We start from the raw sequence: 23,029 nt of genomic DNA, 5'->3' as shown, positions 1-23,029 counted from the left end.
CTCGGGGCCCGCCGTCCCGCCCCGGTCGGCGACGCCCGGCCCCCGCGGCTCATTCCCCCGCCCGGGGGCCGCACCGAACCGACCTCCAAATAACTCTTTGACGGTCGGGCCCGGCTCGGCGAAGCTGATCCGGTGCCCACTGAACCCGCGCCCGGGGCCGTGACCCTCCGGGCCTTCGCCCATCCATTGCGGCTGCGGCTCCTCTCCCTGCTCACCGGTGCCCCGATGAGCGCGGCCGAGGCCGCGCGCGAGCTCGGCGAGAGCCAGGCCAACGTCAGCTACCACGTGCGGCGCCTCCATGAGGCGGGGCTGCTCACCCTCGCCGAGGAGGTCCCGGTCCGGGGCGGCCGCGCCTTGCGGTACCGGCACGACCCCGCCAGCGGGGCCGCAGCCGCGCAGGGCGGAACCGACGACCTGCGGATGCTGGCGGCAGCCCTCGCCGAGGAACTGCAGCGCCGCGCGCGGCTGCGCGCCCCCGAGCCGCCGCCCCACTTCACCGACACCGAGGTGTGGATCGCCCCCGAGGAGTGGGCCGCACTGGTCGAACGGGCCTCGGAGCTCGGCGAAGAGCTGCACCGCGCGGCGCGGGCGCCGCGCTCGCCCGGGGCGATCCCGGTCAGCGCCAGCCTGCTCTTCTTCGCGATGCACGCTGAGGACGCCGAGGACGCCGGCGGCGAGGAGGCGCAGGATCCGCCCGGCGCCGGCGGGGCGGACCGGTCGTGACCACGGTCGGCGACGGAACGGCGCCTTCCATGACGGCCATCGCCCCGCGAAGGGCGACCCGCTCGGCCCCGGAGCGCCCCCGCCAGGACGGCGAACGGCTCGAGAGCGGTCGTCCCCACCGTGTTCGCCCCTGCTGCGACCGTGACCGCCGAGCCGAACGGAACGGCGGGCCGGCACCGCCGCCCGCAGACGGGCGGCGCGATGTAGCGACCGCGCCCCTCGCGACAGGCCGCTCCACCTCCGCCCAGCGCCTGAGCAGCGTGACCGGACCAGAGAACCCCCCGCCCCGGAGAGATCCCGACCATGAGCGATGGCAACGCCAGTCCTTCCCGACACGACGGCCCGGCGCGGCCGCCCGACGGCTCCCCTCCCCCGGCCGGGATCCTCGCCCCGCTGCGCTCCGCCCCGTTCCGCGCGCTCGCGGCAGGGCGCGCGCTGATGTACTTCGGCAACGGCCTGGCCCAGGTCGCGCTGGCGTTCGCGGTCCTCGACGCCACCGGGTCGGTCCTGCACCTGGGGCTGGTCATCGGCACGCGCACGCTCGCCAACGTGGTGCTCCTGCTGGCCGGAGGCGTCCTGGCCGACCTGCTCCCCCGCGCGGTGGTGCTGCGCGGCGCGTGCGCCCTGGCCGCGCTCTCCCAGGGGCTGCTGGCGCTGGCGCTGGCGACCGGGACCGCGTCGATGCCCGTCATGCTGGCGCTCGCGGCCGTCAACGGGGCGGCGGCCGCGGCCAACCTGCCCGCGGCGGCCTCCCTCGTGCCGCAGACGGTCCCCTCGGGCCTGCTGCGCCAGGCCAACGGGCTGATGCGGATCGGCATCGAGACCGGCCGCCTGATCGGGATGTCGGCGGGCACCCTGCTCGTCGCACTCGTCGGCTCCGCCGGGGCGATCGCGGCCGACGCCGGGGCGTTCGCGTTCGCCGGGCTCTGCTTCGCGCTCGTGCGCCTGCCCGCAGCCGCGTCCGGCGGCCCCGGCGCCCGGCCCCTGCGCCGGCTGGCCGACGGCTGGTCGGAGTTCGTGCGGCGCAGCTGGGTGTGGGTGGTCGTCGTCCAGTTCCTCGTGGTGAACATGGTGCACTCGGCGATGGTGGCGGTGATCGGCCCGGTCGTGGCGGACGCCTCCTTCGGCCGGACCGTGTGGGGGCTGCTGCTCACCGTCAACAGCTGCGGCCTGCTGCTGGGCGGGTTCCTGGCCGCGCGGTGGCAGCCCCGCCGGGCCCTGCTCTTCGGCGTCGGGCTGACCGCGGTCGAGGCGGCGCCGATCCTGGCGCTGGGGCTGTCGCCGGCCCCCGCCCTGCTCTTCCCGCTGTTCTTCCTGGCAGGGATGGCCATGGAGCAGTTCAACGTGGCGTGGGAGGTGTCGCTTCAGGAGAACATCCCCCAGGACCGGCTGGCCCGGGTGTACTCCTACGACATGCTCGGGTCGCTGCTGGCCGTCCCGCTGGGGCAGGCGGTGGCGGGGCCGGTGGCCGAGTCCGCGGGGCCGGGGCCGACCCTGGCGGGGGCCGCCGCCCTGTCGCTCGCGGCGACCGCGCTGGCACTGTGCGACCGGGGGGTGCGCACACTGCGCCGGGCCCCCTCCCCTCCCTTGACATGAAGTGAGGTTGAGGTTGTTCCGTGGGAACCGTACCGCGCCGCCGGACGGCGGTGCGGCCGCGGCACACGAGCGAGGGGTTCCCACGATGATCCTGGTGACCGGCGCGACCGGAAACGTCGGCGGAGCGGCCGTGCGCAGGCTGTGCGCCATGGGCGAGGACGTGCGCGCCCTGGTGCGCTCTCCAGAGAGGGCGGACCTGCCCGCCGAGACGGACCTGGTCCGGGGCGACCTGTCGGACCCGTCGTCGGTCGAGGCGGCCATGCACGGGGTCGACGGGGTGTTCCTCGTGTGGCCGCTGATGGAGGCCGAGCCGGTGCTGCCGGTGCTGGAGGCGGTCCGGCCGCACGCCGAGCGGATCGCCTACCTGTCGGCGAGCGGCGTGGACCCGGCGGCCGAGGAGCAGGGCGACCCCGTCACGGGGGTGCACGCCCGGGTCGAGCGCGCGATCGCCGCCTCGGGGCTGCACTGGACCCTCGTGCGCGGCGGCGGGTTCGCCGCCAACGACCTGGGCTGGGCCGGACAGGTGCGCGGTGGCGGGTCGGTGGTGCGCACACCCTTCCCCGACGCGCGGCGGGCCGTGGTGCACGAGGACGACCTGGCCGACGTGGCGATCCGCGCCCTCACGTCCGACGGGCACGCCGGGAAGGCCTACACGGTCACCGGACCGGAGATGCTGAGCGAGACCGAGCGGGTGCGGATCCTGGGCGAGGCGATCGGCCGACCGTTGAAGACCGAGCGGCAGGGGCTGGACGAAGCCCGTGCAGGCCTGGCCGCGGCGGGCCTGCCACCGGAGGCGACCGAGGCCATCCTGGCGGCGCACGCGGATTTCGCCGCCCCTGGACACACCGAGGAACTGCACACGGCGGAGGAGGTCACCGGCCTGCCGCCGCGCTCCTACCGCCAGTGGGCGGCCGACCACGCCGACGACTTCCGCTGAGCCGAGCCGCAGAGGCGGCACGAGAGGGCGCCCCCTGGCGGCCCTGGAACAGCGGCGACGACGGCCCGGCAGGTGCCCCGCTCCGGGCTGCTGGCCGGGCGGCGGGGCCCTTCAGTGCCGGGAGTAGGCGGCGACGGCCCGGCCGGTACCCCGCTCACGGGCTACCGGCCGGGCGGCGGGCCGTAGGGGTGCCATGGGAAGGGCGGCGACGAAGAGGTGGGGCGGTTCCCCGGCGCCGCCCTCCTCCTGGCACTCCGATGACCCGCCACCCGGCCGGTAGCCCGTGAGCGGGGCACCACCTGTTCGGCTACCCGTCCGCCCCACCGACCGGCCTCCCTCCTTGCCCCCACTGGCTAATTAGATTAGCTTTATGGCTATCACCATTAGCCAGGAGGTCGGCCATGGAGCACCTGCAGCGCCCCGGCGGGCGCATCACCTATGACGTCCACGGGCCCGGCGGCGGGCCGCTCGTGGTGGGGGTGCCGGGGATGGGGGACGTCCGCGCCACCTACCGCCACCTGGCCGGCCCGCTCCCTGCGGCCGGATACCGCTTCGCCGCCCTGGACCTGCGCTCGCACGGCGACAGCGACACGTCCTTCGCGCAGCACACCACGCTGGACGCCGCCGCGGACACCGCGGCCCTCATCGACGAGCTCGGCGGCCCCGCGGTCATCATCGGCAACTCCCTCGGCGCGACCGCCGCCGCATGGGTCGCCGCGACCCGGCCCGAGCTGGTGCGCGGCCTCGTGCTCGCCGGCGCGTTCCTGCGCGGGGACGGCGTCCGCGGGGCGCAGGCCCTGGCCCTGAAGGCGATGCTGATGCGGCCGTGGGGCCCCTCGATGGCCGCGCGCTACCTGGAGTCCCTGTTCACCGGGCGCACCACCGACGACCACCCCGAACACACCGCCGCGGTCCGGGCCGCCCTCCGCTCCCCCGACCGCTACCCCGGCATCCTCGCCACCTTCGCCAACGCCTTCCGCCCGGTCCCGGCCCGGCTGGACGACGTGCACGCACCGGCGCTGGTGGTCATGGGCGAACAGGACCCGGACTGGCCCGACCCCGCGGCCGAGGCGGCGTGGATGCGGGACCGGCTCGACGGCGAGCTGCTGATGGTCCCCGAGGCGGGCCACTATCCACTGGCCCAGCGGCCCGACGTCACGGTTCCCGCCGTGCTGGACTTCCTGGCGACCGCGCAGGAGGCCGACCGTGCCTAGGGCGGGACTGACACCGGAGGCGGTCGCGGCGGAGGCCGCCGCCGTCGCCGACGCAGAAGGGCTCGACCGGCTTTCCCTCAAGTCCGTGGCCGAGCGCCTCGGCGTGGCGCCTCCGAGCCTCTACAAGCACGTCACGGGGCTGGGCGGGCTCCGCCGCGATGTCGGTGTACTCGCGGCCCGGGAGTTCACCGAGGTCCTGCGGGCCGCCGCGACGGGCCGTTCGGGGCCCGACGCCGTCCGCGCGGTCTCCGCGGCCTACCGCGAGTACGCGCGGACGCGGCCCGGGCGCTACGCGGCGCTCGCCACCGCCCCGCCCGCTGAGGACACCGAGGCGGCCGCCGCCTTCCGGGCGCCGGTCGACGTGCTCGCGGCGATCCTGCGGGGGTTCGGCGTCGCCGAGGTGGAGGCCGTCCACGAGATCCGCGGCCTCCGCGCGGCCCTGCACGGCTTCGCCGACCTGGAGGCCCGGGGCGGCTTCGGCCTCCCCGAAGACGTGGACCGCAGCTTCGCGGTCTTGGTGGAGCGGTGCATCGCCGGCCTCGAATCGCGCTGAGGCCGACCGCCCTTGGCCCGCTCCTCCAGGGACGTACGAGGGTCGAGGTGCTACGGGCGTCGGCCGCCTCAGGAATGGGTGACGACGTGTGCAGAGCACCTCGGTGAGGACGCCCCGAAACGGGCAGGGCCCCACCGGTGGACGTCCACCGGTGGGGCCCTGCGCACTCCTGCGCACTCTTCCGCGCACCCGGGCCGACCCGCCCGCCCCGGGCCGGGCCTCACAGCAGCAGGCCGAGCACCACCCAGGCGACCGGACCCGCGATCAGCAGCGAATCGACGCGGTCCATCAGGCCGCCGTGGCCGGGCATGAAGCGGCCCATGTCCTTGATCCCCAGGTCCCGCTTGATCAGGGACTCGATCAGGTCCCCCACGATCGCCGCCAGCACCACGGCCACGCCCAGCACCAGGCCCACCCACACGGGCCCGTCGAGCATCAGCGCCACCGTCAGCCCGCCGGCCGCCATGCACGCCAGGACCGAGCCGCCGAAGCCCTCCCAGGTCTTGTTGGGGCTGATCACCGGCGCCATCTTGTGCCGCCCGAGCAGGATGCCGGCGAAGTAGCCGCCGATGTCGCTGCTGATCGTCACGATGATGAACGCGATCAGCCGCTCCGTCCCGTCGCCGGGATGGGCCACCAGCAGCTGCCAGGTCCCCAGCAGGAACGGCAGGTAGCACAGCGTGAACAGGTTGGCCGCCGCGTCGCGCACGTAGCCGTCGGCACCGCCGCGCAGCCGCCAGGCCAGGGCACCGATCGCGGTCAGCGCCGTCGCGCCGACCAGCCACTCGGGACCGCCGAAGTGCGCGCAGAACTGCATCGCCACGCCGCCGACCGCCAGCGGGGGCAGGGCCAGCCGCGCCCCGCCGGCCGCCACCGCGCGGTTCAGCTCGCGCAGGCCGATGACCGTCGCGGCAGCCGTGATCAGAGAGAACGCCTGCGAGTAGGGGAACAGCGAGAGCAGGACGAGAGCGCCCAGGGCCACGCCGCTGGCGATGGCCACGGGGAGGTTGCGACCGGCCCGCACCGGCTCGCCGCCGGGCTTGGTCAACCGGAAGCGCGCGCCGCCGTCGTCGGCGGCCGCGCCGCCCGACCCTGACTCGGGCCCGCTCCCCTCGCCTCGTCTCTCCCGCTCGAAGCCCGAATCAGAGTTGGACACCGGGGTGATTTCCTCGAACTCGACCTGGACCGGACTAGACCTCCAGCAGCTCCGACTCCTTGTGCTTGAGCAGCTCGTCCACCTCGGCGGCGTACTTGTGGGTGGTCTCCTCCAGCTCGGCCTGGGCGCGGTGGCCCTCGTCCTCACCGATCTCGCCGTCCTTGACCAGCTTGTCCAGCTGGTCCTTGGCCCGGCGGCGCACGTTGCGGATGGAGACCTTGGCGTCCTCGGCCTTGGTGCGCACCACCTTGACGTACTCCTTGCGGCGCTCCTCGGACAGGTCCGGGAAGACCACGCGGATGATGGTGCCGTCGTTGGCGGGGTTCACGCCCAGGTCGCTCTCGCGGATGGCGCGCTCGATCGCCTGCAGCGAGCTCTTGTCGAAGGGCGAGACGACCACCATGCGCGGCTCGGGCACCGAGAACGAGGCCAGCTGGTTGATCGGGGTCTGCGAACCGTAGTACTCGGCCGTGATCTTGTTGAAGGTCGCCGGCCCGGGGCGGCCGGTGCGGATCGAGGCGAAGTCCTCCTTCGCGACCACGACGGCCTTCTCCATCTTCTCCTCGGCTTCGAGAAGTGTCTCTTCGATCATTGCGGCTCCCGTGTGTCGCTGCTGCTGGGGAAGGTTCGGCTCGTTCGGGGTCGGTCGGCTGGGGCGGACGGCTCGAATGGCTTGGACGGCTGGGGCGGCTCAGTCGGCTCGGGGCGGCCGCTCAGGCGTCCGCGGGACAGACGATGGTGCCGATCTTCTCGCCCCGCACGGCGCGGACGATGTTGCCCGTCCCCATGAGGTCGAAGACGACGATCGGCAACCCGTTGTCCATGCACAGGCTCACCGCGGTGGCGTCCATGACCTTCAGCCCGCGGGTGAGGACCTCGTTGTACTCCAGGCGGTCGAACTTCACGGCGGCGGAGTTGCGGTGCGGGTCGGAGTCGTAGACCCCGTCGACCTGGGTGCCCTTGAGCACCGCCTGGGCGCCGATCTCCAGCGCGCGCTGCGCGGCCGTGGTGTCGGTGGAGAAGAACGGGGCGCCCAGCCCGGCGCCGAAGATGACGACGCGGCCCTTCTCCAGGTGCCGGACGGCGCGCCGGGGGATGTAGGCCTCGGCGACCTGGCTCATGTGGATGGCGGTCTGCACCCGCGTCTCCACGCCCTGCCGCTCCAGGAAGTCCTGCAGCGCCAGGCAGTTGATGACGGTGCCGAGCATCCCCATGTAGTCGGCGCGGCCGCGCTCGACCCCGCTGGCCGAGAGCTCCGCACCGCGCATCATGTTGCCGCCGCCGACCACGACCGCCACCTGCATGCCCTCGCCGACCGCCTGGGCGATGGACTCGGCGATGTACTGCACGATCCCGGCGTCGATGCCGAGCTGCTCCCCGCCGGCGAAGGCCTCGCCGGACAGTTTCAGTACGACACGCCGCCAGCCGTCGTCGTGCATCTCCCGCATGCCCGGGACGCTGGGTCCCTCGTTCTCCGGCACGGCGCTCGGCCTCCTTCTGGTTCCCCCGAGTGGTTTGCGTCGCGGGGTCACCTGGGCCGTGTCCCCGCCTTGATCCACCGAAGGTGCCGGGGATCACTCCCCGGCACCTCCATCATGTCAAAAGACTTAGGACTGGCCGACCTTGAAGCGGACGAAGCGCTTGACGGTGACGCCGGCCTCGTCGACGACCTTCTGCACGGTCTTCTTGTTGTCCTTCACGAACGGCTGCCCGAGGAGGGTGGCCTCCTTGAAGAAGCCGTTGACGCGGCCCTCGATGATCTTGGGCAGGGCCTGCTCGGGCTTGCCCTCCTCGCGGGCGGTCGCCTCGGCGATGCCGCGCTCCTTCTCGACGATGTCCTCGGGGACCTCGTCCTTGGAGACGTAGCGCGGGGCCAGGGCGGCGATCTGCTGGGCGAGGTCCTTGCCGACCTCGGCGTCGGCCTTGTCCAGCTCGACCAGGACGCCCATCGTCGGGGGCAGGTCCGGGTCGGACTTGTGCATGTAGGAGGCGACGTAGGCGCCCTCGAACTTGGCGAAGCGGCTCAGCTCCAGCTTCTCGCCGATGACCGCGCTGCGCTCCTCGATGACCTGCTGGACGGTCTTGCCGTCGCCGAAGTCGGCCGCGAGCAGGGCCGCGACGTCGGCGTAGTCACCGGCGGCGACGAAGTCGGCGACCTCGTCGGCGAGCTGGATGAAGCTCTCGTTCTTGGCGACGAAGTCGGTCTCGCAGTTGAGCTCGACCAGGGCCGCGGAGCTGTCACCGTCCTGCTTGAGCACGACCAGGCCGTTGGCGGCGGTGCGGTCGGCGCGCTTGCTGACGGACTTGGCGCCCTTGATGCGGAGGAACTCGACGGCCTTGTCGAAGTCGCCGTCGTTCTCCTGCAGGGCCTTCTTGCTGTCCATCATGCCGGCGCCGGTCATGTCGCGCAGCTTTTTGACGTCGGCGGCGGTGAAGTTCGCCATAGCTTTCTCTGTTCCCTAAGACGTGGGTCGACGTGGACGCGGAGAGAGAGGGAGGAAGGGCGGCCCTCCCGCCCAGAGGGCGGGAGGGCGCGCGGAGGCTGCTCAGGCCTCCTTCGGAGCCTCCTCGGCGGGGGCCTCGGCAGCGGCGGCCTCGGCCGGAGCCTCAGCCGGCGCCTCGGCGGGGGTCTCGGCCGGGGCCTCCGGGGCCGGAGCGGCCTCGGCGGCGGCCGGGGCGGCCTCGCCCTCGCCCTTGCCCTCCAGGAGCTCGCGCTCCCACTCGGCCAGCGGCTCCTCGGCGGCCTTCTGCTCACCGGCGGCGGACCCGCCCGAGCGGACCAGCAGGCCCTCGGCGACGGCGTCGGCGACGACCCGGGTCAGCAGGCTGACGCTGCGGATGGCGTCGTCGTTGCCCGGGATCGGGTAGTCGACCTCGTCGGGGTCGCAGTTGGTGTCCAGGATCGCCACGACCGGGATGTTCAGCTTCCGGGCCTCGCTGATCGCGATGTGCTCCTTCTTGGTGTCCACGATCCAGACCGCGCTGGGGACGCGGGACATGTCGCGGATACCGCCGAGCGTGCGCTCGAGCTTCTCCTTCTCGCGGCGCAGGCCCAGGAGCTCCTTCTTCGTGAGCCCGGAGGCGGCCACGTCGTCGAAGTCGATCTCCTCGAGCTCCTTGAGCCGCTGGAGCCGCTTGTGCACGGTGGAGAAGTTGGTCAGCATGCCGCCCAGCCAGCGCTGGTTGACGTAGGGCATGCCGACGCGGCGGGCCTGCTCGTCGATGGCCTCCTGCGCCTGCTTCTTGGTGCCGACGAAGAGGATGGTGCCGCCGTGGGCCACCGTCTCCTTGACGAACTCGTAGGCGCGGTCGATGTAGGCCAGCGACTTCTGCAGGTCGATGATGTAGATGCCGTTGCGCTCGGTGAAGATGAAGCGCTTCATCTTCGGGTTCCAGCGACGGGTCTGGTGCCCGAAGTGGACGCCGCTCTCGAGCAGCTGACGGATGGTCACGACAGTGGCCATGACTTCCTCCTCGGTGCGGGCGAACTCCGCCCGCCTTGGTTGTGCCTGACGCCCCGACCGCTCCGCCGCGCCGCCGTGCGGCGCGGACCGTGGATGCGGCCCTCCCCGGAGAGGAGAGCGCGTGGGCGTGCGTGATGTGGTCGGCCCACAGGTGGACCGTTGATGATTCTAACCGGACCGGAGTCCGGACGCTGCCCTTAAGGACCTCGTCGGCGAGATGTCAAGCACATCGGACCGAAATCACGTCTGAACCGTTGTCCACAGGCGGAGGAGACCTCCTCGTGTCGCGTGGGCCCCGGGGGAGATCCTGAGCCCATGCTCTGCTTTACCCCCGCGGGCGCCCCGCACGCCTCCCGGTCCCGCCGCTCCCCTTCGCCGCAGGTCAGGCCCCTGCTCACCGTAGGGTCCCGGAGAGCGCGGGCCACGGCGGCGGCCCGAGCACTCGTCAGGGCGGCGGTCAGGGCGGCCGTCGGGGTGGTGCTCCCCACCGCCCTCACGCCGGCGGCCCTGGTCCTTCCGCCCCCTCCCGCCTCCGCCGACACCGGGCCCTGGCGCCCGCCCGTGGACGGCCCCCTCGATGTGCTGCGCCCCTTCGACCCGCCCGCGCGGCCGTGGCTGCCCGGCCACCGCGGCACCGACCTGGCCGCCGAGGAGGGTGCGGAGGTCCTGGCGGCCGGGCCGGGACGGATCGGCTTCGCGGGCGAGGTCGCGGGAACCGGCGTGGTCACGGTCGTCCACGGGCGGCTGCGCACCACCTACATGCCGGTTCGGCCGTCGGTGGCGAAGGGCGAGGCCGTCGCACCGGGCGGGGTGCTGGGCACACTGGCCGCCGGGCCCGGGCACTGCGGCGCCCGGCCGTGCCTGCACTGGGGCCTGGTGCGCGGGCGTCAGTACGTGGACCCGCTGTCCCTGCTCGGCCGCGGCGAGGTGCGCCTGCTCCCGCTCCCTCTTCCGCTCACCGCCGCCGGGGCTCCGGCCCCGCAGGAACGCGCCGGGCCCGGTACGCCCTCCAGAGAACGGGCCGCTCTGCGGCGGGCACCGCCTACGGGCGTCGGACCCACGCGGGCCGCGGCCGCCGGCACGGTGTCGTTCGCGCCCGCCCGGGACGGCACCGATGCAGCGCCGGCCGCCGGGCGTACCGGACAGGGGCACGGCGCCGGCCAGGGCCTCACCCGCCGGACGGCGGAGGGCCGCCCCGCGAAAGGCGGTCACGGCCACGGGAGGTTCCACCGCTCCAGGGGTCCCACCGTTCCAGCGGAGGAGCCCCTCACGCTCGCGGGTGCGACCGCCGGTACACCTCGGTCAGCCGCTCGATCGAGACATGGGTGTAGACCTGGGTGCTGTCGAGCGAGGCATGGCCCAGGTACTCCTGGACGCTGCGCAGGTCGGCGCCGCCGTTCAGCAGATGGGTCGCGGCGCTGTGCCGCAGGGCGTGCGGACCGGCGTCGCCGCCCTCCCCGCCGGTGCGCAGGAGACGGTGCACGTCGCGGCGGGCGCTGCGGGTGCCGAGCCGCCCCCCGCGGGCCCCCAGGAACAGGGCCCGCCCAGAGGCCGGGCCCACCAGGGCGGGGCGGCCCCCGTGCAGCCAGGCGTCGACGGCGTCGAGTGCGGGCTCGCCGACGGGGACCGCGCGCTCCTTGCCCCCTTTGCCCATGATACGCAGGGTGCCGCGCTCACGGTCGACGTCGTCCAGGTCCAGGCCGCACAGTTCCGCGACGCGCAGGCCGCCGCCGTAAAGGACCTCCACCACCGCCGTCCGGCGCAGGCCCTCGGGGGTGGCGGCCTCCTCGGTGTCCTCGGCGTGTGCGGCCAGGGCGTCGGCGGCCTGGTCCTCGCTGAGCACCCGGGGCAGCGACCGGCGGCGCACAGGGGTGGCGAGCAGCGGGCCGGGGTCGGCGGCCAGGCGTCCGGTGCGGTGCAGGTGGGCGGTGAAGGTGCGGGCGGCGGCGATCCGCCGGGCGAGGGTGGCGCGGCTCGCACCCGCCTCGCTCATCCGGGAGAGCCAGCCGCGCAGCAGACCCAGGTCGATGTCGCCGACGGCGGCGCCGACGGTGTCGAGGTGGTCCAGGAGCGACCGGGCGTCGCCGAGGTAGGCGCGCACCGTGTGCTCGGACCGCCCGAGCTCGGAGGCGAGCCGGCGGCCGAAGTCGCCGAGCAGCGCGTCGCGCTCCCCCTCGCGGGCGGCGCGCGCGGAGGCGTTACCGGCCGACGGCGCGGGCGGGGCCTCCCCGTCACCGGGCCCACCGGGCCCCTCGGTCTCCTCGGGCTGGTCGGGCTGGTCGGGCGCCTGCGGGCTCACCCGGCCTGGTCCTCTCGCGTGGGGCGGGGGGCGGTCGCGATCGCGTCGATCTCGACCAGGCACCGGGAGTCGGCCAGCCCGTTCACCTCCACCAGCGTGGATGTGGGCCGGGGCTCATGGACGAGGAACTCGCGCAGCACCTGCCGGACGGACTGCAGGTCGGCGATGTGGCGGAGGTAGTAGGTGAGCTTCACGACGTGCCGCAGGTCGGCCCCGTGCGGGGCCAGCGCCGCCTCGATGTTCCGGAAGACCTGCCGCGTCTGCTCGACGGCGTCGCCTTCGGCGAAGGTTCCGTCGGGGGCAATGGGCAGCTGCCCGGAGACGAACACGAAAGGCCCGTCAGCGAGAAGGGATGCGCTGTAGTTCTTCGCCATGGAGCCACCCTAACCACAGGCCCTCGCCTGGGTCCGCCTCGCTGTGAACCGATTCCGACGCCGAACCAGGGGCCCAGAGGTACCGCCGCTCAGAGTTCCCGGTACGCCCTTCACCGATGCGCAATCCGCAGTGGGGCCGGCTCTGAAGCGTTCGGAGGCCTGGCACCAGCCCCCATCCGTACTCGGTGGTGCAGCGGGCAAGTCGCAGACGCTTGGAGGCGCTCACGCGCCTCTGCCGCGGACGGCTCTCCACCTTCAACGGCCATAGCGCCCCTGTGGCGGAGTCGGCCGGCAGCGGCCCGCCCTTTCATCGCTCCTCATCGCCCGCCCCTCTGCGGACCCTCCATCCGGACGGCGCCCGTTCGATGAAGCCCCCCGCCGCCAGGAGGCCGAGGCGGCGCAGGGCCTCGTCCATGCCGACGCCCGCCGCGGTCGCGATCACCGCCGGGCCCGCGCCCTTCCTGTCCGGGACGGCCTCCAGCACGGTCCGGGTCGCCGGGTCCAGACCGTCGGCCGCCATCACCGTCCCGCCGCCCGCACGGAGCTCCTCCCCGACCGCCCCGAGCTGTTCGGCCACGTCCGCCGCGTCCGTCACGCACACCGCGTTCCAGTCCCGCAGCAGCCGGTGGCACCCCGCCGACAGCGCCGAGGTGACCGGCCCCGGCACCGCCATCACCGTGCGGCTCAGCTCCTGGGCGTGGCGGGCGGTGTTCAGCGCCCCGCTGCGCAGCCCCGCCTCCACCACGACCGTCCCCGGCGCCAGCGCCGCGATCACCCGGTTGCGGACCAGGAACCCGTGGCGCGTCGGCCGTGCCCCCGGAGCGTGCTCGGTGGCGACGACCCCCTGCTCGACCACCTCGGCGAACAGGCGCTCGTTCCCGCCCGGGTAGAGCCGGTCCGGCCCGCACGCCAGCACCGCCACCGTCGCCGCCCCTCCCGCGAGGCACCCCCGGTGCGCGGCGGCGTCGATCCCGTACGCCCCTCCCGAGACCACCGACCACGCGTCCCGCGCCAGGTCGTGCGCCAGCCCCGAGGCCACGTGCAGCCCGTACGCACTGGCCGAGCGGGCCCCCACGACCGCCACCGCCCGCAGGCACGCATGGCGCAGGTCGCCGTGTCCGCGCACCCAGAGCGCGTAGGGCCGGCCATCGCCCAGTGAGTCCAGCCGACCGGGCCACTCGGGGTCGCCCGGCACCACCAGCCGCGCGCCCGCGTCCGCCGCCTGCTCCAACAGCCGGTCCCCGTCGACGTCCCGGGCACGGGCCTGCCACGCCTCCGGCCTCCGTGTCCGCCCCGTCCGCTGCGGCGGCCCCGCCTCGTCCGCGATCGCGCCGCGCCGAACCAGTTCCCACGCCTCGGCCGACCCCCGGGCGCGCAGCACCGCTCCGACGAGCGGATGCCCTGGATCGGTGGCCGCCGTGAGCATCGCGCGCGCCAGGGCGTCCTCCTCGTCCCGCTCCGTTCCGCGCTGCGCCTGCGGGGCCTGCCGGGGATCCTGCTCGGGCTCTGCGGCAGCGGTGCCGGTCGCGTCCCCCGCGTCGTGGGCGTCGGTGCTTCGCTCCTCCCCCTCCGGCTCCGTGCTCACCGGGCCCCCTTCCGCTGCCCGTTCCGGGGCCCGTTCGAAGGCCCGTCCCGGTTCGCCTTCCACTCCCCCGCTCCGACCACAGGCGCGCTCACGGGTACCTCCCGGACCAGAGGGCGAACGCCATCGCCGCATCCTCGGGATCGGGGACGTCCCGACCTGCCAGGTCGGCCAGGCTCCAGGCCACGCGCAGCGACCGGTCCACGCCGCGCGCGCTGATCTCGCCGCGCTCCATGGCCGAGGCGAGGATCGAGCGGGCCGCGTCCGGCACCGGGAACCGGCGGCGCAGCTCGGCCCCCGGCACCTCCGCGTTGACGCGCCACGGCGTCCCCTTGAGCCGGTCGGCCGCCCGCTCGCGCGCCGCCGTCACCCGCTCGGCCACCTGCCCGGAGGTCTCCGCGAACGGCTGGTCGGCGAGCAGCTCGCCCCGGGTCACCGGCTGCAGCTCGATCTTGAGGTCGACCCGGTCCAGCAGCGGGCCCGATAGCCGCGCCAGGTAGCGGCGGCGCTGCGGCGGCGGGCAGATGCACGCCGGCCCGGGACGGGCGCAGGGGCAGGGGTTGGCCGCCATGCACAGCTGGAAGCGCGCGGGGAAGGTGACCGAGCCCAGGGCCCGGGAGACGGTCACCTCCCCGCTCTCCAGCGGCTGCCGGAGCGAGTCGAGGACCGAGCGCTCGAACTCGGGCACCTCGTCGAGGAAGAGCACGCCCCGGTGCGCCCGGGACACGCACCCCGGCCTGATGCTGGTGCTCCCGCCGCCGACCATGGACGCGCGGGTGGCGGTGTGGTGCGGCGCGCTGTAGGGCGGCTCGGTGATGAGCGGCTCACCGCGCGGCAGCGCGCCCGCCACGCTGTGCACCGCCGTCACCTCCACCGCCTCCTGCCGCGACAGCCGCGGCAGCACCGAGGGCAGGCGCTCGGCCAGCAGGCTCTTCCCGGTCCCCGGCGGACCGAGCATCATCAGGTGGTGCCCGCCGACGGCGGCGATCTCCACCGCCCGCCGCGCCATCGGCTGCCCGAGGACGTCGGCCAGGTCCGGGCGGGGGCCTCGGTCAGCGGCGGGTTCGGGACGGGCCGCCGTTTCGTCCTCGAAGAGCTCGTCCGGGGGCGGCGGCTCTCCGCGCAGCCGGGCGAAGAGCTCGGCCAGCGACCGCACGGCGATCACCTCGACGTCCGGGACCAGCCGCGCCTCAGCGGCGTTCTCCCGGGCGACCGCATAGACGGTGTGTCCGACCCTCGCTCCGGCCAGGACGGCGGGGAGCACCCCCTCCACCGGCCGCGTGCGCCCGTCCAGCCCCAGCTCGGCGAGGAAGACGCACTCGTGCACGCTCTCCAGCGGCACCGAGCCGTCCGCGCCGAGGACCGCCGCCGCGATCGCCAGGTCGAAGCCGCTGCCCCGCTTGGGCAGGCTCGCCGGGGAGAGGCTGACTGTGATCTGGCAGTCGGGCCAGGACTCCCCGGAATTGGCGACGGCGGCCCGGATACGGTCACGGGCCTCACGCAGAACCGTGTCGGGCAGGCCGACGAGGGTGAGCGCGGCCTGGCCGGTGCCCAGGTGCGCCTCCACCTCCACGGGGTGCCCCTCGACGCCGATCAGCGCCATGGACAGGGTGCGCGACAGGGGCATTCACGCCACCCCCCGGTCGTGCCGGAGGTAGGCCCGCCCGTCCCGCCGGACCAGGACGCCCACGACGTCGATCCGGGTACGCGGCGGGGCGTCCCGCGCCTGGGCCCGCCACCGCCGGGAGAGGCGGCGCAGCCGCCGGACCTTCATCGGCCCGACCGCTTCGAGCGGCGTGCCGAAGCGCTGCCCGGAGCGGGTCTTCACCTCCACGACGATGAGCGTGCCGCCCCACCGGGCGAGGATGTCGATCTCGCCCTCGGGACACCGCCAGTTGCGCGCGAGGATGCGCAACCCGGTCCGCTCCAGATGCGCGGCGGCCAGATCCTCCCCGTACCGCCCGAGCGCCGCCTTGGTCCACCCTGCTCCGGCCCTCGCCGATCCCATGGGCCCTCACCTCCACCCCCAACGGTGAAGGCGGAGGGGTCCCCCTGGCGGATCGATCACCCTGCTTGTGGATAAGCGGGTCCACGGCTCACGGTCACGCCCGCCGGAGTGGTGTCGCCGCCGGGAACGTGACCGCCTTGCGCCGGGCGGCCGGAGCCAGTAGGGCAAGGGGGCGGTGTCCATGCCGCCCTGGGCGTGGGCCGCGGCTCCACGTGGACACGGCAATCGGTAGTGGTGGTTTCACCACTATCGATGACCGGCGGAGGAGCCGCACGCCCAGTGGGCCGAGCTGGAAACGCCACCGCTCCAGAGGATGTGGTCCCGGTCGTCCCCGCATGCGCGGGGAGCATGTCACGCCAGCTGGGGTGCGCGCCGCCGTCCGGGGACCATCCCCGCGTGCGCGGGGAGCATGCCAGGTTCCGCTCCTGCTCGGGGCCGTCGTAGGGACCATCCCCGCGTGCGCGGGGAGCATCTGCAGTTGCTGCACACGGTGCTGCACGTGGGGGGACCATCCCCGCGTGCGCGGGGAGCATCTGACCTTCGACTACTACGCCAAGGGGCTGTCGGGACCATCCCCGCGTGCGCGGGGAGCATTCGGAGTACTCCAGCTCGGTGGCGATGGGGGTGGGACCATCCCCGCGTGCGCGGGGAGCATCGCACCTCGGCGCGGCGCACCAGCACGGTCATGGGACCATCCCCGCGTGCGCGGGGAGCATACCCGTTGACCTGGGGCTTCATTGTGAGCAACCGCTTGTTTTCAACCACTCGGCACCCACTCCCCCTACGACGGACGGAGGGCGGGACCGGTGGTTCCGGTCCCGCCCTCCGTGGGTGCCTCATGTGAGGGCCCGTCTAATCCTGGCCGGGGCGGCCTGACGGGACCTCCAGATCGGACTTGGTGATCTCCTCGACGTTCACGTCCTTGAACGTCACCACGCGCACGTTGCGGACGAACCTCGCTGGGCGGTACATGTCCCAGACCCAGGCATCCTCCATGGAGACCTCGAAGTACATCTCGCCGTTCTCGGTGCTGCGCGGCTGCAGATCGACGTGGTTCGTCAGGTAGAACCGCCGCTCGGTCTCGACCACGTACGAGAACAGGCCGACGACGTCGCGGTACTCCCGATAGAGCTGCAGCTCCATCTCGGCCTCGTACTTCTCCAGGTCCTCAGAACTCATCTCGCGCTCGCTTTCGTCGTGCACCCCAGGTCCGCCGGCCCGGCCCCCTTCGCCCCGTTCGGCGCCTCTTGGTCCTGCCATGCTCGAAAGCGGATGTCTTCCGCTACAGATCCATCATGCGCCATATGTCAACCGCGCGCTGTCATTCTCCGGAATCCCCGGCGTGTGACTTCGCGGACCCCCGACGCGGCCTCCGTCGGGCCCACCCCGGACGGCGTCGCCACAGGCCCCGGCCCGTCCGGTGCACCGGCACCGCGGCCGCCGCCCCCAGCAGCAGCGGCGCCGCCGGGGCCGCCGCGGCCGCGACCGGCTCCGGCCCGCCGTCCGCAGAGCCGGCGGCCCCGCCGTCTCCCCCTCCGGCGGTCTCACCTGCGGCCTCGCCCTCGGCGTTCAGGGACTCGAAGGTGTCCGGGATCGGCAGCGTCCGCACCCGGTCCAGCGGCCACATCAGCACGAAGGCCCGGCCGACCACCTCGTCCTCGGCGATCGTCCCCTCGCCCGGGTCGGTCTGGTGCAGGCGGGAGTCGTAGGAGATCTGACGGTGGTCGCCCATCAGCCACAGCCGCCCCTCGGGCACCTCGACCGGACCGAACTCGGTGTGCGTTTCCTGGCTGCCCGGGAACAGGTAGTCCTCGTCCAGCGGCTCACCGTTGACCATCACCCGGCCGTCGGAGTCGCAGCACTCCACGGTGTCGCCGCCCACGCCGATGACGCGCTTGATGTAGTCCTTGCCGGTGGGCTGCACCCCCAGTTGCTGGCCCACCCAGGTGAACACCCTGTTCACCGCGTTCCCGGTCTCGGGCGCCTCCACCCCCGGCTCGTCCCACGTCCCGGTCCCGTTGAACACCACGATGTCGCCGCGCTCGATGCCGCGCACCTGGTAGACGAGTTTGTTCACCAGCACCCGGTCGTTGATCTGGAGGGTGTCCTCCATCGAGCCGGACGGGATGTAGAAGGGCTGCACCACCCATGTCTTGATGACGAACGCCAGGACCAGCGCGATGACGATCAGCAGTGGCAGTTCCTTCCAGAAGGAACCCGACTTCTCGCCCGTCTGCTCTTTCTTGGCGCCCATCGCGTCCTCCGCACTCCCCGTGGGCCGTCCGGCGTCCGATCCGGCACCCTCGGCCTCCGTCCCGGCCTCCGCCTCCGGGGCGGCCGGCTCATCGGGGCCGGACACACGTCTGGCTCCCCCGCGTTCGTCCGCGGGGGAGCCAGAGGAGTGCGTGCCGGATTCTTCGTTGCTCATCGGGAACGAAGCCTATCCGAGCGGCGCGTCGCGCGCCGATAAAGTCAACGCCCGATCGGGCGCCGGTCCTCGACGGACCGGCCGGACCGCTACTTGGCGGCCGGCTCGCGGCGCTCGGGGATGCGGGCGGCCTTGCCCCGCAGGTCCCGCAGGTAGTACAGCTTGGCGCGACGGACGCGGCCGCGGGCGGCGACCTCGATCTTGTCGATGGCCGGGGTGTGGATCGGGAAGGTGCGCTCCACGCCGACGCCGTAGCTGACCTTGCGGACGGTGAAGGTCTCGCGGTTGCCGCCACCCTGCCGGCGAATCACGGCACCCTTGAAGACCTGGACACGAGACCGGCTCCCCTCGGTGACGCGCACGTGGACGTTGAGCGTGTCGCCCGGGCGGAAGTCGGGGATGTCGGAGCGCAGCTGGGTCTTCTCCAGCTCCTGGATAGCGGTGTGCATCTCAGCGATTCCTCATCGGTTGCGCGCCGCGGCGACGGCCATTGCGGTTCGCGCGGGCGGATTCTGCTGCCGGTGTCGATGTGTGCCCGTGTGGGCGGAGTCGATTCCGCCGCCTAGGCGTCGGCCGACAGCATGCGGACGAACGTCTACGGCAGGGGCAACTCGTCTTAGTCTGCCATAGATTCCGGCCCGGCCTGTAACCGGGCCTCGGCGAGGACTTCCTGGTCGCGGCGGTCGAACCGGGAGGGGTCGCCCTCCTCCAGCAGCTCCGGCCGCATCCTCGCCGTCTTGCGGAGGGCCTGGTCGCGGCGCCAGCGGTCGACCGCCCCGTGGTTGCCGGACAGCAGCACCGGCGGCACCTCGCGTTCCCGCCACACCGCGGGCTTGGTGTAGACGGGGCCCTCCAGCAGGTGCTCCATCTCTCCCGGAGCGAAGGAGTCCTGGTCGACCGAGTCGCGGTTGCCGAGCACCCCCGGCAGCAGCCGCGACAGCGTCTCGACCATGACCAGGGTGGCCGACTCGCCGCCGGCCAGGACGTAGTCGCCGATGCTCAGCTCCTCGACCGGCATGCGCTCGGCCGCGTACTCGGCGACCCGGCCGTCGATGCCCTCGTAGCGTCCGCAGGCGAACACCAGCCACGGCTCGGCGGCCAGCCGGTCGGCCCGGGCCTGGGTGAACGGCGCGCCGCTGGGGGTGGGCAGGATCAGCCGGGGGACCGCCCGCTCCTGCCCGGGCTGCCCCGGGGCGGTGACCGCATCCAGGGCCTCGCCCCACGGCTCGGGTTTCATGACCATCCCCGGCCCGCCCCCGTAGGGCGTGTCGTCGACGGTGTTGTGCCGGTCGTGGGTCCAGTCCCGCAGGTCGTGCAGGCGGACGTCGAGGATCCCCGCCTCGCGCGCCTTGCCGATCAGCGACAGCTCCAGCGGCGCGAAGTAGTCGGGGAAGATGGTGACGATGTCGATGCGCATCGGCGGTCAGTCGCCCCCCTCGGCCCTGGCCGCGCCCTCGGCTCCCTTGGCGCCCCCGGAGGGGCCCCCGGCGCTCTCCGAACGCCCGCTGCTCTCCGGGCCCTCGGCGACGGCCTCCTCGGCCGCCTCGGGGTCGAGCAGGCCGGGCGGGGCGTCCACGGTGAGCGTCCCGGCGGCGGTGTCCACCTCGGGAACGATCTCGCGGACGAAGGGCACCAGCGCCTCGCCGCCCCCGCCGGTGTCGACCACCAGCAGGTCCTGGGCGTTGTGCAGCACGTCGGAGACGACCCCCACGTCGCGGCCGCCGACGGTGACCGCGCGCAGCCCGATGAGCTCGTGGTCGCGGAACTCGTCGGGGTCCTCCAGCGGCTCCAGCACGGCGGAGTCCACCTGCAGGACGGTGCCGCGCAGCCCCTCGGCGGCGGTGCGGTCGCCCACCCCCTCGAAGCGCACGAGGAGGCGGCCGGAGTGGGTGCGGGAGGACGCCACCACGAGCGGGCCCGCCGACTCGGGGTCGGTGAGCAGCCGCGCACCGGGCGCGAACCGCTCCTGCGGCTCGTCGGTGCGCACGTCGACGGCGACGTCGCCACGGATCCCGTGGGCTCGGCCGATCCGGCCGACGACCAGACGCATCGCGGTCCTCCCCATCCCTTCCCGGGTCCACCCGGTTCTCCCACCGGGTCCCCCCCCGGACACGACGCCGGGGGCGCCGACCCTCCCGGATCGGCGCCCCCGGCGCACGGTTCAGCGCACCTCGTGCAGGTCCAGCAGGTCCACGCGGACGTACTTGCCGCCGGCGAGCGAACCGACCACGGTCCGCAGGGCCTTGGCGGTGCGGCCGTTGCGGCCGATGACCTTGCCGAGGTCGTCGGGGTGCACCCGAACTTCGAGCACCTTGCCCTTGCGGAGCCTACGGGCTCTCACCTGGACATCGTCGGCGTTCACCACGATGCCCTTGACCAGGTGCTCTAGCGCCTCTTCCAGCACTTTAGGCCTCGCCCTCGGGCTTGCTCGACTCGTCGGTCGCCTCGTCGGCCTTCTCGGCCTTCTTCTTGGCCTTGCCCTTGCCGCCCTTGTCCTCGTTGTCCGGGAGCACGAGCTCCTTCAGGACGGCCTGGAAGGCGGCCTCCTCGGCGTCCTTGTCGCGCGGCTCGGCGACCTGGATCGGCTTCTGAGGCTTGGGCAGGCCCTTGAACTCCTGCCAGTCGCCCGTCTTCTTCAGGATGCTCTTGACCGGGTCGGTCGGCTGGGCCCCCTGCGACAGCCAGTACTGCGCCCGCTCGGAGTTCACCTCGATGAAGCTGGGGTGCTCCTTCGGGTGGTACTTGCCGATCTCCTCGATCGCCTTGCCGTCGCGCTTGTTGCGGGCGTCGGCGATGATGATGCGGTACTGGGGCGTACGGATCTTCCCCATACGCTTGAGCTTGATCTTGACAGCCACGGAGTGGTTCTCCTGAATTGCGGAACGTGTGTCCGTTCGGGCGCCTCCGCGTGGGGTTGCGGGGACCGATCGGACCGGACGTGGGCGCCGGGCAAGTAGAGGGCCGGCCCGGGCACCGTGAGTCGCACCCCTGATTATGCCAGAGCCGGGGCACCCCCGTGTGCGTCCGAGCGCCCGGGCGGGTCGCGCGGGCGCACACGGGGGCACCGCCCCGGCCGGCTACTTCTTGGGGAAGTCGACGTTGGACAGGTCGGGCATCTTCCCGCCGCCGAGGGCGGGCGGGAGCTGCCCGCCGCCCAGGCCGGGCGGCAGGTCGGGCATCTGCTGCTGCCCGGGCCCGCCCTCCTCGCGGCGGCGCTCCCGCTCGGCGGCCTTCTCGGCCTCCTGCTGGCGCGCCTTGAGCGGGTTGCCGCTGCGCTGCTTGCCCTTCTTGGCCTTCTTCGCCTGGGCCTTGGCCTTCTTCTTGTTGCCGCCGCCCATGCCGGGCATCCCCGGCATCCCGGGCATGCCGCCGTTCTTCATCTGGCGCATCATCTTCTGCGCCTCGAAGAACCGGGTGACCAGACCGCTGACGTCGCCCACCTGGGTGCCCGACCCGTTGGCGATGCGCAGCCGGCGCGAGCCGTTGATCATCTTGGGGTTGGCCCGCTCGTCCGGGGTCATCGACCGGATGATCGCGGTGATGCGGTCCAGGTCCTTGTCGTCGACGTTGGCCAGCTGGTCCTTCATCTGGCCCATGCCGGGCATCATGCCCAGCAGGTTGCCGATGGGGCCGAGCTTGCGCACCATCCCCATCTGCTCGAGGAAGTCGTCGAGCGTGAAGTCGTCGTCGGAGGCCAGGGTCTTGGCCATCCGGTCGACTTCCTCCTCCTCGAAGGTGCGCTGCGCCTTCTCGATCAGGGTGAGCACGTCGCCCATGTCGAGGATGCGCGAGGCCATCCGCTCGGGGTGGAAGAGGTCGAAGTCGTCGAGCTTCTCACCGGTGGAGGCGAACATGATCGGCCGGCCGGTGATGTGCCGGATCGACAGCGCGGCGCCGCCGCGCGCGTCGCCGTCCAGCTTGGTCAGCGCCACCGCGTCGTAGCCGACCCCGTCCAGGAACGCCTGGGCGGTGGCCACCGCGTCCTGGCCGATCATGGCGTCGACCACGAACAGGACCTCGTCGGGCGTGACCGCCGCGCGGATGTCGGCGGCCTGGCGCATCATCTCCTCGTCGACGCCCAGGCGCCCGGCGGTGTCGATGACGACCACGTTGTGGTTGTTGCGCTCGGCGTGCTCGATGGAGCGGCGCGCCACCTCGACCGGGTCGCCCACCCCGTTGCCCGGCTCGGGGGCGAACACCGGGACCTTGGCGCGCTCGCCGACCACCTGGAGCTGGGTGACGGCGTTGGGGCGCTGCAGGTCGGCGGCGACGAGCAGCGGGGTGTTGCGCTGCGAGGCCAGCCACTGGCCGAGCTTGCCGGCCAGGGTGGTCTTACCGGCGCCCTGCAGGCCGGCGAGCATGATAACGGTCGGAGGGTTCTTGGCGAACCGGATCTCCCGGGTCTCGCCGCCGAGGATCTCGATGAGCTCCTCGTTGACGATCTTGATGACCTGCTGCGCCGGGTTCAGCGCCCGGGAGACCTCCTCGCCCCGCGCGCGCTCCTTCACCTTGGCGATGAAGTCACGGACGACCGGCAGGGCGACGTCCGCCTCCAGCAGTGCGAGACGGATCTCGCGCGCGGTCGCGTTGATGTCCTCCTCGGACAGCCGGCCCTTGCTGCGCAACGAGCTGAAGACCGATGTCAGCCGGTCGGAAAGCGTCTCGAACACGAGTCTGGACCCGTCCTTCGTTCTC

General features: G+C 73.4%; 22 protein-coding genes, 2 pseudogenes and 1 CRISPR repeat array. Of the genes and pseudogenes, 6 read left to right on the top strand and 18 right to left on the bottom strand.

All coding sequences use genetic code 11. The annotated features are described in order from the left end of the window. Positions 1-132 precede the first annotated feature (132 nt). The 5 genes from C892_RS0108510 to C892_RS0108490 all read left to right on the top strand — a co-directional run bounded on the left by C892_RS0108510 (position 133) and on the right by C892_RS0108490 (position 5,023). Positions 133-723, top strand: coding sequence for a helix-turn-helix domain-containing protein (locus tag C892_RS0108510; protein ID WP_040685338.1), 591 nt, complete (start codon positions 133-135; stop codon positions 721-723). A gap of 303 nt (positions 724-1,026) precedes the next feature. Continuing rightward, positions 1,027-2,319 (top strand): MFS transporter, encoded by a 1,293-nt coding sequence (locus C892_RS0108505; protein WP_017556843.1) that lies wholly within the window; start codon positions 1,027-1,029, stop codon positions 2,317-2,319. 85 nt (positions 2,320-2,404) lie between these two features. Next, the gene (locus C892_RS0108500; RefSeq protein WP_017556842.1) at positions 2,405-3,256 is read left to right on the top strand and encodes an NAD(P)H-binding protein; all 852 of its coding nucleotides are present in this window, start codon (positions 2,405-2,407) and stop codon (positions 3,254-3,256) included. A gap of 401 nt (positions 3,257-3,657) precedes the next feature. Then, a complete protein-coding gene (locus C892_RS0108495; RefSeq protein WP_017556841.1) occupies positions 3,658-4,470 on the top strand; it encodes an alpha/beta fold hydrolase in 813 nt (270 codons plus the stop codon). Then, on the top strand, positions 4,463-5,023 hold the full coding sequence (locus C892_RS0108490; protein ID WP_017556840.1) for a TetR-like C-terminal domain-containing protein: 561 nt from the start codon (positions 4,463-4,465) through the stop codon (positions 5,021-5,023). The genes C892_RS0108495 and C892_RS0108490 overlap by 8 nt, the downstream gene beginning before the upstream one ends. A 220-nt stretch (positions 5,024-5,243) precedes the next feature. On the opposite strand, the gene C892_RS0108485 is transcribed toward C892_RS0108490, so the two are convergent. From C892_RS0108485 to rpsB, 5 genes are all read right to left on the bottom strand, one after another. After that, positions 5,244-6,179 carry a phosphatidate cytidylyltransferase gene (locus C892_RS0108485; RefSeq protein ID WP_017556839.1) on the bottom strand — a complete coding sequence of 312 codons (936 nt, stop codon included), beginning with the start codon at positions 6,177-6,179 and terminating at the stop codon, positions 5,244-5,246. A gap of 34 nt (positions 6,180-6,213) precedes the next feature. Beyond that, entirely contained in the window at positions 6,214-6,771 is a 558-nt protein-coding gene (gene frr / locus C892_RS0108480; protein ID WP_017540079.1) for a ribosome recycling factor, read from the bottom strand. Between the two features lie 121 nt (positions 6,772-6,892). Continuing rightward, entirely contained in the window at positions 6,893-7,660 is a 768-nt protein-coding gene (pyrH, locus tag C892_RS0108475) for a UMP kinase (protein ID WP_017556838.1), read from the bottom strand. A 126-nt stretch (positions 7,661-7,786) separates the two neighbouring features. Beyond that, positions 7,787-8,623 (bottom strand): translation elongation factor Ts, encoded by an 837-nt coding sequence (tsf, locus tag C892_RS0108470; protein WP_017540077.1) that lies wholly within the window; start codon positions 8,621-8,623, stop codon positions 7,787-7,789. A gap of 102 nt (positions 8,624-8,725) precedes the next feature. After that, entirely contained in the window at positions 8,726-9,643 is a 918-nt protein-coding gene (gene rpsB / locus C892_RS0108465) for a 30S ribosomal protein S2 (RefSeq protein ID WP_017540076.1), read from the bottom strand. A gap of 315 nt (positions 9,644-9,958) precedes the next feature. Between rpsB and C892_RS30440 the strand changes: the two are divergent. Next, positions 9,959-10,534 (top strand): annotated as a pseudogene (locus C892_RS30440) (peptidoglycan DD-metalloendopeptidase family protein); the annotation flags it as partial. A 376-nt stretch (positions 10,535-10,910) separates the two neighbouring features. Here C892_RS30440 and C892_RS0108460 read toward each other — a convergent pair. From C892_RS0108460 to ffh, 13 genes and pseudogenes are all read right to left on the bottom strand, one after another. Then, positions 10,911-11,801 carry a tyrosine recombinase XerC gene (locus C892_RS0108460; RefSeq protein ID WP_026124231.1) on the bottom strand — a complete coding sequence of 297 codons (891 nt, stop codon included), beginning with the start codon at positions 11,799-11,801 and terminating at the stop codon, positions 10,911-10,913. A 137-nt stretch (positions 11,802-11,938) separates the two neighbouring features. Further along, positions 11,939-12,316, bottom strand: coding sequence for a RidA family protein (locus tag C892_RS0108455; protein WP_026124230.1), 378 nt, complete (start codon positions 12,314-12,316; stop codon positions 11,939-11,941). Positions 12,317-12,623: 307 nt separating this feature from the next. Beyond that, a complete protein-coding gene (gene dprA / locus C892_RS0108450) occupies positions 12,624-13,901 on the bottom strand; it encodes a DNA-processing protein DprA (RefSeq protein ID WP_017556836.1) in 1,278 nt (425 codons plus the stop codon). 88 nt (positions 13,902-13,989) lie between these two features. After that, positions 13,990-15,525, bottom strand: a complete 1,536-nt coding sequence (locus C892_RS0108445) for a YifB family Mg chelatase-like AAA ATPase (RefSeq protein ID WP_017556835.1) — start codon at positions 15,523-15,525, stop codon at positions 13,990-13,992. Beyond that, positions 15,526-15,906 (bottom strand): YraN family protein, encoded by a 381-nt coding sequence (locus C892_RS0108440; protein ID WP_017556834.1) that lies wholly within the window; start codon positions 15,904-15,906, stop codon positions 15,526-15,528. Positions 15,907-16,288: 382 nt separating this feature from the next. After that, positions 16,289-16,622: direct repeats of the CRISPR family, unit length 29 nt; unit sequence GGGACCATCCCCGCGTGCGCGGGGAGCAT. A 136-nt stretch (positions 16,623-16,758) separates the two neighbouring features. Next, entirely contained in the window at positions 16,759-17,085 is a 327-nt protein-coding gene (locus C892_RS0108435) for a DUF2469 domain-containing protein (RefSeq protein WP_026124229.1), read from the bottom strand. Between the two features lie 142 nt (positions 17,086-17,227). Next, the gene (lepB, locus tag C892_RS0108430) at positions 17,228-18,265 is read right to left on the bottom strand and encodes a signal peptidase I (protein ID WP_017556833.1); all 1,038 of its coding nucleotides are present in this window, start codon (positions 18,263-18,265) and stop codon (positions 17,228-17,230) included. A gap of 158 nt (positions 18,266-18,423) precedes the next feature. Beyond that, the gene (rplS, locus tag C892_RS0108425; RefSeq protein ID WP_017540068.1) at positions 18,424-18,783 is read right to left on the bottom strand and encodes a 50S ribosomal protein L19; all 360 of its coding nucleotides are present in this window, start codon (positions 18,781-18,783) and stop codon (positions 18,424-18,426) included. Between the two features lie 167 nt (positions 18,784-18,950). Beyond that, on the bottom strand, positions 18,951-19,751 hold the full coding sequence (gene trmD / locus C892_RS0108420) for a tRNA (guanosine(37)-N1)-methyltransferase TrmD (RefSeq protein WP_017556832.1): 801 nt from the start codon (positions 19,749-19,751) through the stop codon (positions 18,951-18,953). A gap of 117 nt (positions 19,752-19,868) precedes the next feature. Next, positions 19,869-20,384 (bottom strand): annotated as a pseudogene (gene rimM, locus C892_RS0108415) (ribosome maturation factor RimM); the annotation flags it as partial. Positions 20,385-20,495: 111 nt separating this feature from the next. Then, entirely contained in the window at positions 20,496-20,738 is a 243-nt protein-coding gene (locus C892_RS0108410) for an RNA-binding protein (RefSeq protein WP_017540065.1), read from the bottom strand. 1 nt (position 20,739) lies between these two features. Continuing rightward, complete coding sequence (gene rpsP / locus C892_RS0108405; protein ID WP_017556830.1) at positions 20,740-21,192, bottom strand: 30S ribosomal protein S16; 453 nt, start codon at positions 21,190-21,192, stop codon at positions 20,740-20,742. A gap of 219 nt (positions 21,193-21,411) precedes the next feature. Beyond that, complete coding sequence (gene ffh, locus C892_RS0108400; protein ID WP_017556829.1) at positions 21,412-23,004, bottom strand: signal recognition particle protein; 1,593 nt, start codon at positions 23,002-23,004, stop codon at positions 21,412-21,414. Positions 23,005-23,029 lie beyond the last annotated feature (25 nt).

Source organism: Nocardiopsis baichengensis YIM 90130 (assembly GCF_000341205.1).
In the GTDB taxonomy this organism is placed as follows: domain Bacteria; phylum Actinomycetota; class Actinomycetes; order Streptosporangiales; family Streptosporangiaceae; genus Nocardiopsis_A; species Nocardiopsis_A halophila.
This window is presented reverse-complemented; position numbering and strand designations above follow the sequence as displayed.